We start from the raw sequence: 15601 nt of genomic DNA, 5'->3' as shown, positions 1-15601 counted from the left end.
CGGGGTGGGGGGCCTGGCCGTTCATCGCGGGGGCCCGGTAGGTGCTGCCATTGCGCGGCGCTGCCGGGCCCGGTTCCGCGGGCCACCTGTCATTGTCGGACATGGATGTGTTCTCCCCCTCGAAGCAGCTAGCGGCGCAGCTTGCGCACGTTCAAGTACTGCAGGCTTGGATCCACCTGGGCGTAGGCGTCCTGGACGAGCCCCTGGAACCCGTCCTCGCCGAAGACGCTGTGACAGGTCATCGCGGCGACATCGAGGAGCATGGGATAGCCCTGCTCCGGCCGGAGGATGCTGTCCGCCATGGCGATTCTCACAGCGAGGTGGACATGCTCGCGGTGTGCATAGAAGAGGCGGGGCGGTGAGTTGTTCGACGCGCGGAACAACCCCATCACCACCTGGGGGCAGAACTTCTTGAAGAAGGCCTCGGCCTTGTAGAGCCCCTCCTGGTCATAACGCCAGCCGTCCAGGACCTCGTTGCCGTAGGCCTCCAGCGTCTCGAGGATGGCGTACTCGCCGGTGTCGAGCGAATGGCCCAGGGTCAGGAACCCCCGGTGCTCCAGCTTGTCGGTGACGAAGACGAACTTCTGCGTCTGGGTGACAAGCCGCTCGAGCAGCTCCAACGACGCATCCAGCAGACCCCGATAGCCCGAGCCCGTCACCAGCTCATAGGCCAGCGGGTTGCCGAGTCCCATGCGCCACTCGGCCTGGAGCCGCTCCACCAGGACGGCCCGCTCCGCGTAGGTGCGGATGCCCCGGGTGGCCAGCCGGGAGAGGCTGTCCTTGTTCCGGGGCGCCTGCCGGGAGCGGACCTCCCGTCGCTGGACGTACTCACGGGCTTCCTTGAACGGGTCATCCATCTGGAAGGTGACCTCCTTGCGGAAGAGCCGCTGGGAGAAGGTCCCGGACGAGCCGCCATAGCCCACGGCGGCGATGCCCAGCTGCGTGATGCCCAGGGCCAGCGTGTCGTGTGACACCGCGCGCCCGTTCACTGCCTCGACATTGCCCCGGAAGAGGACGCCCTCGTGGACGGCCTTCAACTCTTCTTCCGTGGCCTGATAGACGCCCGCGCCCGCGGGGGCCTTGGGGCGACTCTTCAACAGGGGCAGGAGTTCCTTGCGGACGGTGGCGCGCAGCACGTCCTCCTTGCGCATGGCGCCGCCAATCTGCTCCCGGAAGACACGCATGATGTCCTCCAGGTTCAAGCCATTTGCCCAGCGCTCGAGGTCGAGCGTCTGGGTCAGGGACTCTCCGAAGGACGCGAGGTAGTCACCGTCCCCCGCGAGGTCGTTGTCATCCGGTGCGCCACGTCCAGCCATGGTTACCTCGGGCCTTCTTCACCCAGGAAGACCGCCAGGGAAAAGCGGGGGCTTCCATCCCGCTGGCGCAACACCCGCGCGTAGGTTTCGGCTTTGCTCGGGGGCAGCCCGAACGTCTGCTGGAGTCTTGAAGCCTGCTCCCCTTGGGGATCCTGCTTCAGGACCGGCATTGCGACGGACTCGGGCGCAAGCCATTCAAAAGCCAGACGGTCGGCGCGCTGTTCGGAGCGCGCGACCTGTCCGGTGTCGATGCTGCCCACCGCGTCACGCTCCATCAGGTGGACCTGGACCTTGGTGGGGACGCCATCGAGCGCCGAGGTCAGCAACTCCTCGCGCGTGGGCAGGCGCTGGTCATTGAGGACATCGAGGATGCTGTCCCCAAAGAAGGCTTGAGCCTTCTTTCGCGGCTGGAGGTGGTCGAGGACGAAGTGGGCCAGCTCGTGCGCCAGCGTGAAGCGCTGCTCATCCGGCGCGTCGTGGCGCGCGTAGAAGAGGAAGCCCTTGCCGCAGAACGCCACCATGCAGCCGTGCATCGTCTGGGCGGCATCCTCTTCGAGCGCGGGGCTCAACCTGCGCCGGGCGAAGTACGCCCGCACGGCGCTGGAGGTCACCGCCTCCAGGGGAACGAAGCTCACCGGCAGCACCGCCAGGGCATCCGGGACGATGTTGCGGGGAAAGGCGCGCGGCGGGGGGAGTCCCGCCACCTTCACGGCCTCTCCCAGCCAGCGCTCACTCACGGCTTCTTCTCATGGTCGCGAGCCGCGAGCTGGAGTGCGCGGGCGCCCGGCTCCACCGGGCTGTTGGACTGCGTGATGAGCGCCTCGGTGACTTCAATGTGGCGCAGCACCTGGAAGATGCCGGAGGGGTCCACGCCAAAGCGCTCCGCGATCTGCAGCACGTCCGCCGCGAACGCCTCGCTGCGGGGCCTGCGGCACAGCGACATCCAGTGGAGCGTGGCCTCCGTGCAGCCGAGCTGTTCAGCGAGCGCCTGGACCGAGAGGTCCTCCAGGTCCCGGTACCACGCGAACATGGAGCCCAGCAGTTCAGGCACCCGGGCACCGCGTTCCGCCGCTGTCTCCAGCCAGTCAGGATTCATCATGGGAGTCCTCCCTTCCGAAACGCCGCAGCGACTTCAGAACCCGGTCGCGGTCGCGTTTCACCATTTGCTGCCGCTCATCCTTCGGCAGCGATTCATGACCCAGCACCTGGGCCAGCTTCTCGGTGGACCCCTCGCCCAACAGCACGTGGTGGAGGAGCTCCTGGTCCCTGTCATCCAGATTCATCTGCTCGAACTTCTCGATGGCCCGCCTGGCTTCCACCGTCTCCTCCATCACCTCTTTCGGAGACCTCCCCCCGAGTTCGAATTCCTCCGCGTATTTCTGTTCGCGCAGGACTCTCCGCTCCCAGGAGCGGTACCGGTCCACGGAGCGCATCTTGGCGATATGCGTCAGGAAGCTGCGCAGGAGCGTCTTCTTCTGGCGGTCGTACCGCTCAGGCTCGTTCAGGTAGATGAGGATCGCGTCGATGGCGGAATCCCGCGCGTCCTCCTGGGAGCAGTGCATCTCCATCCGAACGGTCTTCATCACGTACGGGATGAGCAGCCTGAAGACGTCTGCTGGCGCGACGGGATCCCTCTCCAGGATCCGCTCGTGCAACCTCCGCTCCTCTTCTCTTGATGGAAAGCTCATCCCCCACTCCTCACCGGCATGCGCGCCTGCTTTCAGGTTTCGCTACGGTCCAACTGGACTTTCGCTACAGCCCTGTAGAGTTCGACGGCGGAGCGTCACCGTCCTAGCCGGGAGGTTGATCCTCTTGAGGATCGATGTCTCTACCTCGTAGGTGGTAGGGCCTTTGAGGGCGGTGGGTCCGTGGCGATCCCCTGGAACGACAGTGACCCTGGCTGCCTTTGACGCCGTGCGGCTCATTGAAAAACACAACCCACGAGCGCACTCCGGCACGCAGCAACGAAGGAAGGGGCAGGGTTGGCCACACGGTCCGCCCTTCACCGCCGGAGGCGAGACTCCCCATGACGCCCTTGAGTAGCCGTGTCGCTGATACGCAGCGCGAGCTGGATGATGCGCTCCGCGTTCGCTGGGAAGTGTTTGGTGCGGAGCTGCGGATGCTGGGCGACAAGCAGCCGCATGCCCCGCGCGAGGCCAACTGCTTCGACACGTTGCCCACGACCGCGCATGTCCTCGTCTACGCAGGGGAGGAGCCGGTCGCGACGTCGCGGCTGCTGTTGCCCAATCCGGAGGTGGCCGCCTCCGCCGGCAGCGTCCTGGGGCTCGACATCGAGCGGAAGCTGGACCTGTCGCAGCTCGCCGCGCCAGGTCGCGTGTTCGCGGAGACGACGCGCTACTGCGTCTCCCGGCACAACCGCAATGGCGCGGTGATGCCGCGCCTCCAGACGGAGCTCTACCGCGAGAGCCGCCGCCGCGGCGTCACCCACTGGATCGCCGCCGCGAACATGGAGACCGACTCCCCCGAAGAAGCGGACCTCCTCTACCGCGCCGCCGCCCGCAGGGGCTGGGTGAGTGACCGCTACCCCGTGCGGACCCGCGAGTTCCCCGCGCCGCCGCCCGCACCCGTCGCTCCCTTCCTCAAGCCACTGGAGCTGGAGCGCGCACGCAAGGGCGAACTGGACGGCCTGCGCATGCCGCGCGTGCTGTCGCTCTTCGCGGACAAGCTGGGCGCGCGCTTCATCGGGCCGCCCCACTACGACAAGGCCTTCCACCGCTTCACCGTGCCGCTCGTCGCCGCCCTGGATGAGATTCCCCAGGGCACGTTGCGCCTCTTCGCCCGACTGGACGCCGACGCCGCCTGAGTCAGGCCGGCGCGCTCCTTCTTCCCCTTCACCCTTCAACCCCACCCACCGGGCCCTCACGGGCCCCGGACAGGAGACGTGTATGTGCAAGCAACCGAAGACGCAGGAGCAGACCCCGAAGGCGGACTGGATGACTTCCCTGCGGCACGAAGCGCGGATGCTCGTGCGGGAGCTGGACACGAACCCCGGCGCCCGGCGCCTCTTCGAGGGCCGCATCCACCCGGACGACTACGCCCACTACCTCATCCAGACGTACCAGTACGTGCGCTGGAGCACGCAGTTCCTCACCGGGTCCGGCGAGCGCATGAAGCGCGAGGGCCGGCACACCGTGCTCGCGGACCTGCTGCTCCAGAAGTCCGGCGAGGAGAAGGGCCACGAGAAGTGGCTCCTCGCGGACCTGCGGAACCTGGGGTGGACGGCGGAGCGCGTGGAGCGCGCGCCGGTCTGCTCCGCGGTGCGGGCCTACGTGGAGTGGAACCGCTTCACCACGCTGTCGGGCGTGCCCACCGCGTTCCTGGGCACCGCCTATGTGCTGGAATACCTCTCCGTGGAGCGCGCCCCGGCGTCGGTGGACCGGCTCATCGCGGAGAGCGGCATCCCGAACATCCACAAGGCCGTCACCTTCCTGCGCGGCCACGGCGCCGCGGACGGCGACCACGTGGCGGAGCTGGAGTCGGTGCTGCGCGCGCTCACGTCCCCGGAGGAGCAGGCCGCGCTGCTCCTGTCCGCCCGCACGACGCGCGCCCTGTTTCCGAGCTTCTTCCGGGATCCCTGAGCCGTCCATCCCCCGGAAGGGGTAAAGACAGGCCACCGCCGCCTGGACATCCTGCGCCCGAACACCGACCTCTGTGGGGGCGCAACACAAGCATGAAAATGTATCGGATGGCGGCAGTGGTGGCAGGCCTGTTCCTGGCGGGCTGTGGCGGCGACGACCCGGGGGAGGGCCCGCCGCCCCCGGAGAAGTGCTCGGCGTCCAACTGCACGGGCTGCTGTTTCAACAACACCTGCCAGACGGGGAACACCGCTTCCGCGTGCGGTAAGGCCGGGGCCACGTGCTCGACGTGTGGCACGTCCCAGGTGTGCCGGACGGACCAGACCTGCGGGGTGGATCCCGCGGGCGTGTGGCTCGTCCAGCCCGTGTCGGCTCAGATCACGGCCTCCAACAACGGAACGGCCTGGGACGCGGACAACTCGGCTCCGGATGTCTTCGTGGAGCTGGCCTGCCCGGGGATGACCGTGTCGTCGCGCACCCCGGAGGTGCAGGGCTACACGCCCGCGTGGACGACGGGGGGCTGCACCGCGACGGCGAGCAAGCTGCTCGCGGAGCCGTGGGCCTTCCGGGTCTGGGACAGCGACCTCAGCAGCAACGACACCATCACCGGGGTGCTCCTGTTCCAGGTCAAGGAGGAGCACTTCACGCAAGGCACGGTCACCCTCCAGCCCTCGGGCGGGATGACGTCCCTCACCCTCAAGCTCCAGAGGCAGCCGTAAGGCCTTGCAGTGCTGGGGCCCGGAGGCGACACGCCTCCGGGCCCCGTGTCATTCCGCGCGGCTCACCTCGGCTTCTGCCGCCAGGCCGCGTGGTAGAGCAGGTCCGTGCGGCTCTCCATCCCCAGCTTGGGGAAGATGTTCCGCAGGTGCGTCTTCACCGTGTTGAGCGTCAGCCCCAGCTCCTGGGCGATGGCCTCGTTGGACCCGTTGCTGAGCACGCCCTGGACGACGTCCGCCTCGCGCTTGGAGATCTTCTGGCGCCACTGCTCCGGCATCGGGATGGACCGCGAGCACTCCTGCAACATCACCGACCAGGGCCGGCTGCCACGTTGTTCAGGCAGCTCCACGAAGGTGACCTTGAGGTGCGTCCGCTCGCCCGAGCGCACCAGCGTGTCCACGCCGTTGCTTCCCGTCATCAGCCGCAGCCGCTTCAGGTGCTCCGTCAACTCCTGGGGCAGCCGGGCGTCGTCCGCCTCCAGCTCCGGGAACCAGCGTCGCAGGAGCTCCGTGGCTCCGGGCGTCCTCAGCGTCTCGCGCTCCGGCGGCTCCAGCACGATGCACTCGGCGCCCTGGTGGCGGAAGAGGGCGTCCAGCATGTCACCCCGCATCGCCACGTCGGAGAACATCCGGCAGTTGCGCACGGTGTTCACCAGGTAGGGCGTCAGCCAGTTGAGGAGCGCCTGCTCTCGCGAGGAGAAGGGCTGGGCGTGTTCCCGGTACAGCGTGAAGCCCCCGTGCCAGTCGTGCCGCAGCTCCAGCAGCACCGCCATCACGTGCTCCAGCGGCAGCCCCAGCTCACGGCAGCGCAGGTACAGGAGGCTGCGCTTCAGCTCCCGCCGCGACAGCATGTCGGAGTCCCGGAGCGCCACGTTGGGCTGCTTCCTCACGGCCTCGCGCACGAAGTCCACCTCGGCCAGCTCCGGGTAGTGCGTGAAGAGGACCCCGGGCGCTCCCAATCCCAGCCACTCGTAGTCGCCGGGCCGCTCGGGCCGGGACACACACAGCGCCGCGTAGTCGGACGGCAGCAACTGCGAGATGGCGCCCTGGGCGCGGGCCAGGACCTCCGCCAGGTCCAGGGAGCTGGAGAGGGCCTGGGTCAGCTCGGAGATGAGTGCCTGCTCGCGCGTGGTGAGGTTCATCAGGGCCTCCCATCCTGTCCGCCGGACGGAAGGAGCCCGCCCGCGCCGACGCCCGGTACAGGCAATGACTTAGCGGTGGGAGTCGCGCGGGTCTGTACCCCACAAGGGGTATGGACGGGCCCCCCTTCCGGCGGACCCGTCCATGACTGTCATTGCGCTGTCTGTCGAAGCTGCGCCTAGTTGCCGGCGCTGCCTTCCACCGGCGGGGTGCCCGTGGTGGGGCTCGCGGAGCTGCCCATCTGCTTGTTCTGGTCCCAGGCCGGCGGCGTCACTTCCATCTTCGCGCCCTTGTTGCCCGGGGTGCCGGAGTTGGTGGCCCCGGGCTTCGCGGCGGCCGAGCCTTCGCCCGTGCTGTTGGTTCCCTGCTCGGTGGAGCCGGAGCCGCCCACGCCCTCCTCGGTGCTGTCGGAAGTGGCAGCGCCGGACTCCTCTGGCAGGAGGACGCCCGTGCTCTGGGTGCTGCCCGTGGCCTTGTCCCAGCGCTGCGCGCTGTCCTGGGGCGCGTCGGTGGTCGCGTCCTGGGCAGGGGTTTCGTGGTCGGTGTGGCTCTGCGCGAACGCCTGGCTGGAGAAGGCGAGGGCCGCCAGTGCAGCCATCAGGGGGAGCTTCATGGGTAACGCTCCTTCGAAAGAGAGGGTGTCCTCCGAAGGTGGCGACCGTTGGGTGGGAAACAAGCGCCCGACGCGCTCCCGGCCGCTGGCCGCATTCCCGCTGGCAGGGCGGGCAGGCGGGCTTCAGCCCGTCGGCCTCTCCCCCGTCAATGCGTGGGGCGGCACGGAGCCCACTGCCCACGCGATGAGCTTGCGCAGGAGCTCCGCGCGGTCGTCGGGCACGGAGAAGAGGTGGTCGGCGTGCGGGTAGAAGGCATACGTGACGCGGTTCTCCAGCTTCAGCGGGGAGAACATCTCGAAGAACTGGCGCTCGTAGTTGTAGGAGAGCCCCATGCCTCCGGAGAACACGAAGCACAGGCTGACGCCGCGCTCCAGCAGGCGCCCGTAGTCCTCCATCAGCCGCGCCTGCTCCGGGTACTCGCGCGTGTAGACCTCATCCGCTTCACCCGCCTCGCGCAGCTGGGTGGGCAGCTTGCGCTTGCGCAGGTAGCGGCTCCAGCGACGGGGGCTCAGGTAGCGGAACTGGAAGCGCAGGTGGTAGCCCGCCGTGCGGTACGTGTAGCCGTCGATGAAGGCCGCGCCCACCACGCGCGGGTCCTGCACCGTCACCGCGTGCACGCTGTCCACGCCGGAGCACAGGCCCATGAGCACGAAGCGGCGCTGGCCCTTCTTCTGCTCCAGGAAGTCGAGCGCCGCGCGCGTCTCCTCGCGGGCCCGCTGGAACTCGTCGGGTCCTCCGGCGCGCCGCGGGCGGCTGTCACCCAGGCCGGACAGGTCGAAGCGCAGCGTGCTGAAGCCGCGCGCCGCGAGCTGCCGCGCCAGCTCCACCCAGATGCGGTAGGGGCCCACGTGGTGGTTGAGGCCCACGTTGGAGAGCACCACCGTGGGAGCTCCCGGCAACACCTTCGCGGGATCCGGCTCCGTCAACACGCCCACGAGGGACTCCTCGGGGCCAAAGGTACAGACGCGCTCGCGCATCACGCGGCCTCTTTCAGGAGCGAGGTGATGGTCTGCAGGACGCGGTTGGACAGGAGCGCGGACTCCCGGATCGTCGACGCCCCGGTGTCCTCCGCCACCAGGTGGTGCTGGAAGGGAAGGCCGGTGGCCTCCAGGTGCCGCTGGAGTCGCTCGTACTCGGGCTTGGGCGTCGCCGTCACCAGGTGCGTGCGCGTCGAGGGCCACGCAGGCAGCGCGGTCAGGTCCAACGCGAGGACGTCTTCGTGCAGCGCGCGGGGGAAGGCGAAGCCGAGCAGCTCCTGGCGCACCTCCAGCGGGACCACCGGCTGCGGGAAGAGGGTGCGGGCGGCCCGGCGTGTCTGGAGCAGCTCCAGCTCCTTCAAGTACGCCGCGCCCTCCACCAGGGGCTCCCACAGCACGAGCCCGGCGGTGGACAGGCCCTCCACGGCGGCGCGCACGGCGAGCGCCGCGCCCAGCCGCATGCCGACGAGCGACACGCGCTGGACGCCCGTCAGGTCCTGCAGCTCGTTGACGGCATGGCGGATGTCCTTGAGCCACTCGGCCACGCGGCCTTCATGGACCGCTCCGGCGGAGTCGCCTGTGCCGTAGTAGTCGAACCGGAAGACGTGGAAGCCCTCCCGCGCGAGCATGCCGGCCAGCTTCCGGAAGGCCCAATGCGTCAACATGTATTCCTGGGCTGCGGGGTAGCAGAGCACCACCCCGGTGGCGCGTTCAGCGCCTTGAGCAGGGTGGTGCATGCCGAAGAGCTGTCTTTCGGAGCTGCCGAAGAAGCAGGGTGTCACGGTTGGCCATTCTCCTCGACAGGACGCTCAGTCCGAGCGACCCGGCAGGTTCCGCCGCAGCTTATTGAACAAGCGTTGCGCCAGGGGAACAGAAGTCTCCTGGGTGGCAATCTTTGTCGTCGCGGCCGGCGGGGGGGCCGCCTGTGAGGTCGGCGCTGACGCCACGGGCGTGAGCTGCGAGGCCACCTGCTCCAGCGTGTTGAGCAGCAGCGTGCGCGGGTGCAGGACCTGTCCCAGCTCCTTCTGGACGCGCATCACCACCTGGAAGGACAGCAGGGAGTGACCGCCGATGTTGAAGAAGTTGTCGTGCACGCCCACCTGGGCAATGCCGAGCACCTCCCGCCAGATGCGCGCCAGCTGCTTCTCCGTCTCCGTGCGGGGCGCGACGAAGGCGTCCTCGGCGGGACGCGCGGTGCCCGCCGGGGGCGGCAGGGCCTTGCGGTCCACCTTGCCGTTGGGCGTGAGCGGCAGCGCCTCCAGCTCCACGAAGTGCTGCGGCACCATGTACTGCGGAAGCTGCGAGCGCAGGTGCTTGCGCAGCTCCGTGTCCGTATAGGACTGGCCCGGCTTCGTCACCAGGTAGGCGACGAGGCGGCGGTCTCCAGGGCGGTCCTCGCGCACGAGGGCGACGGCCTGGGCGAGCGACGGGTGGGAGGCGAGCGCCGCTTCGACCTCGCCCAGCTCGATGCGGAAGCCGCGCAGCTTCACCTGCGAGTCATTGCGGCCGAGGTACTCGACGGTGCCGTCGGACAGCCAGCGGGCGAGGTCACCGGTGCGGTACATGCGCTCGCCTGGACGGAAGGGATTGGGCAGGAAGCGCTCCTGCGTCAGCTCCGGCCGGTGGAGGTAGCCCAGGGTGACGCCGTCACCGCCGATGTACAGCTCGCCCGCGACGCCCACGGGCACGGGGGCCAGGTGCGCGTCGAGGAGGTAGAGCTGCGTATTGGCGATGGGGCGGCCAATGCGGATGGAGGAGAGGGGAGGCTGTACGCGCCAGGTGGTGGACCAGACGGTGGTCTCCGTGGGGCCGTACATGTTCCAGAGGCTGCCGACACGGGCGAGGAGGGCTTCCGCCAGTTCGCGCGGAAGGGCCTCACCACCGCAGAGGGCCTTGAAGCCCGGGCGGGGCTTCCAGCCGGCCTCCAACAGCAGACGCCACGTGGAGGGCGTGGCCTGCATCACGGTGACCGCGCTCGACTCCAGCGCGGCCTTGAGGAGGGGGCCATCGGAGGCGGTGTCGCGCGAGGCGAGCACCACCTGGGCGCCGGTGGTGAGGGGCAGCAGCAGCTCCAGCACGGCGATGTCGAAGGAGAGCGTGGTGACGGCGAGCAGCACGTCCTGGGCGCTGAGGCCCGGGGCTTCCTGCATGGTGGCGAGGAAGTTCACCACCGCGCGGTGCGGTACCTGCACGCCCTTGGGCTTGCCCGTCGAACCGGACGTGTAGATGACGTACGCCACGGCTTCGGGCGTGACGGTGAGGGGCTCGGGCGCCGTGTCCATCTGCGACGCCGTGTCCGCGATCAGGAGCGGCTTCACGGTGGTGGAGGGCAGCGATGACACCAGGGACTGCTGCGTGAGGACGAGCGAGAGCTTCGCGTCCTCGACCATGAAGGCGAGGCGCTCGGGCGGGAAGCCGGGGTCCAACGGGACGTAACCGGCGCCCGCCTGGAGGATGCCCAGCAGGCCCACGACCATGTCGGGCCCGCGCTCGGTGAAGAGGCCGACGAGGCTCCCCGGCGTGACCCCCTGCTGCTTCAGCGCGTGCGCCACCTGGTGGCTGCGCTGGAGGAGCTGGCGGTAGGTGAGCGTCACGGCGCCGGAGCGCAGGGCGACCGCGTCGGGCGTCGCTTCGGCCTGGGCGGCCACGAGCGTGTGGACGAAGGCCTCACGGTTGAACGGCTGGGTGGTGGCGTTCCAATCCGCCAGCACCCGCTGCTTCTCCGCCTCCGGCAGCAACGGCAGGCGCGCGACGGCCACCTCCGCGTCGGACAGCGCGGCCCGCAGCAGCGTGCGGATCTGTTCGAGCATGCGGACGACGGTGTCCCGCTCGAACAGGTCGGTGTTGTAGTCCATGCCGCCGACGATGCCGTTCGCCGTCTCCTTCACCCAGAAGCTCAGGTCCAGCGGCGTCGCGTGCGCGTGCACGTGCACCTGGCCGTAGGTGAGGTCGCCCAGGGTGGCGCCCCGGTTGCGCACGTCCTGGAAGGTGAAGAACGTCTGGAACAGCGGCGTGCGGCTCAGGTCGCGCTGCACGCCCAGCTGCTGCATCAGCAGCTCGATGGGCATGTCCTGGTGGCCGAAGGCCTCCATGCACGTGGTGCGCACGCGGTCCAACAGCTGGCGGAACGTCAGCTCCGGTCCCATCTGCGTGCGCAGGACCAGCGTGTTGACGAAGAAGCCGAGCAGGTCCTCCACCTCGGGATGCGAGCGACCCCGGATGGGCGTGCCCACCACCAGGTCCTCCTGGCCCGTGTAGCGGTGCAGCAGCGTCTTGAAGGCCGTGAGCAGCACCATGTACAGCGTGGCGTTCGACTCGCGCCCCAGCTTCGTGAGCGCGTCCACCTCCGCGCCGGTGAGGACGAAGGGCTCGGTGCCGCCCTTGAGGCTCATCTGCGCGGGACGCGGCTTGTCGGTGGGCAGCTCCAGGGCGGGCAGGTTCCCGGAGAGCTTCTGACGCCAGTAGCGGGCCTGACGCTCCAGCTCCTCGCCCTGGAGCCAGTTGCGGTGCCACTCGGTGAAGTCCGCGTACTGGATGGGCAGCGCGGGGAGCTTCGGCTCCGCGCCCTTCGTGAGCGCCGCGTAGAGGACGTCCAGGTCGCGCAGGAACACGTCGAACGACCACCCATCCCAGATGAGGTGATGGGGCATGAAGAAGAGGACGTGCTCGCCAGCGCCCAGCCGGAACAGCGTGAGCCGGAACAGCGGCGGCGCGGTGATGGGGATGGACTCGTCCGCCAGCGCCTGGAGGCGGCGCAGCAGGTCCTCCTCGCGCTGGTTCGCGGGGACGGGCTCCAGGTCCACCGGCGCCAGCTCCACCGTCAGCGTCGGCGCGATGTGCTGCACCGGCGTGCCTTCATCCCAGCGCACGAAGGTGCGCAGGGCGGCGTGACGCTCCAGCAGCTTGTTGAAGCTGCCGCGCAGCGCGTCCACGTCCAGCGCGCCGTGGATGCGGAACGCCGCGGGCAGGTTGTAGACGGCGGTGCCCGGGTTGAGCTGCTCCAGGAACCACAGCCGCTGCTGCATCAGCGACAGCGGGGCGGGCTCGGTGCTCGCGCGGGGCGCGATGCGCTGCGCGGGGCTCGTGGCCCCGTCGTCACCGCGCACCAGCCGGGCCAGCTTCTCCACCGTGGGCGCCTCGAACATCCGGCGCAGCGTGAGGCTGACGTCCAGGTCGCGGCTCGCGCGCGTGAGGGCCTGCGAGGCCAGCAGCGAGTGCCCGCCCAGCCGGAAGAAGTCGGCCGTGACGCTCACCCGGCGCAAGCCCAGCACGTCGGCGAAGATGGTCGCGAGCTTCTGCTCCGTCTCGTCACGCGGCGCGACGTACGCGTCCTCGTGCGACTCCACCTGCGGCGACGGCAGGGCCTTGCGGTCCACCTTGCCGTTGGGCGTGAGCGGCAGCGCGGGCAGGGCCACGAAGTGCTGCGGCACCATGTACTCCGGCAGCCCCTGCTTGAGGTGCGCGCGGAGGACCTCGTCCGCGGGCGTCGTCTGGCCGGGACGCGCGATGAGGTAGGCGACGAGGCGGCGGTCTCCAGGGCGGTCCTCGCGCACGAGGGCGACGGCCTGGGCGAGCGACGGGTGGGAGGCGAGCGCCGCTTCGACTTCACCCAGCTCGATGCGGAAGCCGCGCAGCTTCACCTGCGAGTCATTGCGGCCGAGGTACTCGACGGTGCCGTCGGCCAGCCAGCGGGCGAGGTCGCCGGTGCGGTACATGCGCTCGCCCGGACGGAAGGGATTGGGCAGGAAGCGCTCCTGCGTCAGCTCCGGCCGGTGGAGGTAGCCCAGGGTGACGCCGTCACCGCCGATGTACAGCTCGCCCGCGACGCCCACGGGCACGGGGGCCAGGTGCGCGTCGAGGAGGTAGAGCTGGGTATTGGCGATGGGGCGGCCAATGCGGATGGAGGAGAGGGGCGGCTGCACGCGCCAGGTGGTGGACCAGACGGTGGTCTCCGTGGGGCCGTACATGTTCCAGAGGCTGCCCACGCGGGCGAGGAGGGCCTCGGCCAGTTCGCGCGGAAGGGCCTCACCGCCGCAGAGGGCCTTGAAGCCCGGGCGGGGCTTCCAGCCGGCCTCCAACAGCAGACGCCACGTGGAGGGCGTGGCCTGCATCACGGTGACGTCGTGCGTTTCGAGCGCGGCCTTGAGCAGCGCGCCGTCGGAGGCGATTTCACGCGAGGCGAGCACCACCTGGGCGCCGGTGGTGAGGGGCAGCAGCAGCTCCAGCACGGCGATGTCGAAGGAGAGCGTGGTGACGGCGAGCAGCACGTCCTGGGCGGTGAGGCCCGGGGCTTCCTGCATGGTGGCGAGGAAGTTCACCACCGCGCGGTGCGGCACCTGCACGCCCTTGGGCTTGCCCGTCGAACCCGACGTGTAGATGACGTAGGCCACGGCCTCCGGAGACACGTCCAGCGCGGAGGGCGCGGACTCGGGCTGCGAGGCCGTGTCCTCCATCAGGAGCGGCTTCACGGTGGTGGAGGGCAGCGACGCCACCAGGGACTGCTGCGTGAGGACGAGCGAGAGCTTCGCGTCTTCGACCATGAAGGCGAGGCGCTCGGGCGGGAAGCCCGGGTCCAACGGGACGTAACCGGCGCCCGCCTGGAGGATGCCCAGCAGACCCACGACCATGTCCGGGCCGCGCTCGGTGAAGAGACCGACGAGGCTCCCCGGCGTGACCCCCTGCTGCTTCAGCGCGTGCGCCACCTGGTGGCTGCGCTGGAGGAGCTGGCGGTAGGTGAGCGTCACGGCACCGGAGCGCAGGGCGACGGCATCCGGCGTGGCCTCGGCCTGGGCGGCGACGAGTGTGTGGACGAAGGCTTCACGGTTGAACGGCCGGGTGGTGGCATTCCAATCCGCCAGCACCCGCTGCTTCTCAGTCGCAGGCAGCAGCGGCAGGCGCGACACCGGGACTTCCGCGTCCGCGATCACTCCGCGCAGCAGCTCCTCGTAGCAGGCCATCCAGCGGCGGACCGAGGCGCCCTCGAAGAGGTCGGTGTTGTACTGGCACTCCAGCACGACGCGGCCATGGGTCTCCGCCGCGTTGATGAAGAGGTCGAAGTTCTCGTAGTGGCGCGGGTTGCTCGCCAGGGTGCAGGTGAGGCCCTGGAACGACAGCTCATCACCCGTGACGGCCTGGTCCACGTTGAACAGCACGTTGACGAGTGGCAGGCGGCTCGGGTCTCTCGGCAGCGCGAGCTGCTTGAGCAGCGTTCCGAACGTGTACTCCTGGTGCTCGTAGGCATCGAGCATCGTGGTGCGCAGCTGCTTGAGCACCTGCGTGAAGGGCGCCTCCGCGGACACGTTGCTGCGCAGGGGCAGCGCGTTCACGCAGTGGCCCACCAGGTCCTTCAGGCCGGACACGGACTGGCCCGCGGCGGGGATGGCCACCACCACGTCCTCCAGCCCCGTCAGCCGGTGCAGCAGCGCCTTGAAGCCCGCCAGCAGCGTGGTGAAGAAGCTGCCGCCATGGCGCGCGCCCACGCGCTTGATCTGTTCGACGAGCGCCGGCTCCAGGACGTAGTCCTCGCGCCGGGAGCTGTACGTCTTCGACGGCGGCCGGCGCTTGTCCAGCGGCAGCTCCAGCACCGGCAGCGTGCCGGAGAACCGCTGGAGCCAGTAGCGCTCGTGCTCGGCGTACTCCGGCGTCGTGGCCAGCTGCTGCTGCGCGCGGGCGTAGTCGCTGAAGGTGGGCGCGGGCGCCAGTGCGGCCGGCACCCGGCGCACGTGCGCCGAGTAGAACGCCGCCAGGTCCCGCAGCATCACCGCCATGGACCAGCCGTCGCACACGATGTGATGCGCGGTCAGCGTCAGCAGGTGCTGATCCGCGGCGAGCCGGACGATGCGGGGGCGCAGCAGGGGCCCCGTCTCCAGCGGCAGCGGCGTCTCCACCTCGTGGGCCAGCAGGTCGCGGACCCGCGCCTCGCGCTCGGAAGGCGGCAGCGCGTCCAGCGCCAGCACCTCCAGCGGGAGGGGCACGGAGGCCGCCACGCACAGCGTGAGGCCATCCGCGCTGAACGTGCTGCGCAGCGCTTCGTGCCGCTCCGTCAGGTCCTGGAGCGCGGCGCGCAGGCACTCGACGTCCAGCGGGCCCTGGAGCCGCACGGACATGGACTCGTTGAAGGCGCAGGACGCGTCGGGGCCCATCTGGACGCCGGTCCACATCTCGCGCTGGGGCTCGGTGGACGGCGCGGTGAGCAGCAGGGCGGGCCCGGCGAACGGATCGAAGTCGTCGGGGAGGGCCTGG

12 protein-coding genes are annotated in these 15601 nt (G+C 69.6%); 3 read left to right on the top strand and 9 right to left on the bottom strand.

Translation table 11 applies throughout. The features are described from left to right. Window positions 1–128 precede the first annotated feature (128 nt). Genes D7X12_RS28905 through D7X12_RS28890 form a run of 4 tightly spaced genes read right to left on the bottom strand, consistent with a single transcriptional unit; the run spans window position 129 to window position 3004 of the window. A complete protein-coding gene (locus tag D7X12_RS28905) occupies window positions 129–1316 on the bottom strand; it encodes a hypothetical protein (protein WP_120628487.1) in 1188 nt (395 codons plus the stop codon). Window positions 1317–1318: 2 nt separating this feature from the next. Beyond that, window positions 1319–2053: an ImmA/IrrE family metallo-endopeptidase gene (locus tag D7X12_RS28900; protein WP_120628486.1), complete on the bottom strand. Its 735-nt coding sequence runs from the start codon at window positions 2051–2053 to the stop codon at window positions 1319–1321. Beyond that, complete coding sequence (locus D7X12_RS28895; RefSeq protein ID WP_147443832.1) at window positions 2050–2415, bottom strand: helix-turn-helix domain-containing protein; 366 nt, start codon at window positions 2413–2415, stop codon at window positions 2050–2052. The genes D7X12_RS28900 and D7X12_RS28895 overlap by 4 nt, the downstream gene beginning before the upstream one ends. Next, window positions 2402–3004 (bottom strand): RNA polymerase sigma factor, encoded by a 603-nt coding sequence (locus tag D7X12_RS28890; protein ID WP_120628484.1) that lies wholly within the window; start codon window positions 3002–3004, stop codon window positions 2402–2404. The genes D7X12_RS28895 and D7X12_RS28890 overlap by 14 nt, the downstream gene beginning before the upstream one ends. A gap of 338 nt (window positions 3005–3342) precedes the next feature. Here D7X12_RS28890 and D7X12_RS28885 point away from each other — a divergent pair, with 338 nt between their 5' ends. The 3 genes from D7X12_RS28885 to D7X12_RS28875 all read left to right on the top strand — a co-directional run bounded on the left by D7X12_RS28885 (window position 3343) and on the right by D7X12_RS28875 (window position 5631). Then, on the top strand, window positions 3343–4140 hold the full coding sequence (locus tag D7X12_RS28885) for a GNAT family N-acyltransferase (protein WP_120628483.1): 798 nt from the start codon (window positions 3343–3345) through the stop codon (window positions 4138–4140). Between the two features lie 82 nt (window positions 4141–4222). Then, window positions 4223–4915, top strand: coding sequence for an iron-containing redox enzyme family protein (locus tag D7X12_RS28880; protein ID WP_120628482.1), 693 nt, complete (start codon window positions 4223–4225; stop codon window positions 4913–4915). Window positions 4916–5022: 107 nt separating this feature from the next. Further along, entirely contained in the window at window positions 5023–5631 is a 609-nt protein-coding gene (locus tag D7X12_RS28875; RefSeq protein ID WP_244224843.1) for a hypothetical protein, read from the top strand. Between the two features lie 62 nt (window positions 5632–5693). Here D7X12_RS28875 and D7X12_RS28870 read toward each other — a convergent pair whose 3' ends face one another. From D7X12_RS28870 to D7X12_RS28850, 5 genes are all read right to left on the bottom strand, one after another. Beyond that, the gene (locus tag D7X12_RS28870) at window positions 5694–6770 is read right to left on the bottom strand and encodes a helix-turn-helix transcriptional regulator (RefSeq protein ID WP_120628480.1); all 1077 of its coding nucleotides are present in this window, start codon (window positions 6768–6770) and stop codon (window positions 5694–5696) included. Between the two features lie 176 nt (window positions 6771–6946). Next, the gene (locus D7X12_RS28865; protein ID WP_120628479.1) at window positions 6947–7381 is read right to left on the bottom strand and encodes a hypothetical protein; all 435 of its coding nucleotides are present in this window, start codon (window positions 7379–7381) and stop codon (window positions 6947–6949) included. A gap of 123 nt (window positions 7382–7504) precedes the next feature. Next, a complete protein-coding gene (locus D7X12_RS28860; protein WP_120628478.1) occupies window positions 7505–8359 on the bottom strand; it encodes an alpha/beta fold hydrolase in 855 nt (284 codons plus the stop codon). Continuing rightward, window positions 8359–9141, bottom strand: coding sequence for an alpha/beta fold hydrolase (locus D7X12_RS28855; protein WP_120628477.1), 783 nt, complete (start codon window positions 9139–9141; stop codon window positions 8359–8361). Before D7X12_RS28855 ends, D7X12_RS28860 begins: the two co-directional genes overlap by 1 nt. A gap of 27 nt (window positions 9142–9168) precedes the next feature. After that, entirely contained in the window at window positions 9169–15555 is a 6387-nt protein-coding gene (locus tag D7X12_RS28850; RefSeq protein WP_279637248.1) for a non-ribosomal peptide synthetase, read from the bottom strand. Window positions 15556–15601: the final 46 nt, after the last annotated feature.

It is taken from the genome of Corallococcus sicarius, from assembly GCF_003611735.1.
GTDB classification, from domain to species: Bacteria; Myxococcota; Myxococcia; order Myxococcales; family Myxococcaceae; genus Corallococcus; species Corallococcus sicarius.
The sequence above is the reverse complement of the archived record's forward strand: the minus strand, read 5'-3'. Positions and strand labels throughout refer to the sequence as shown.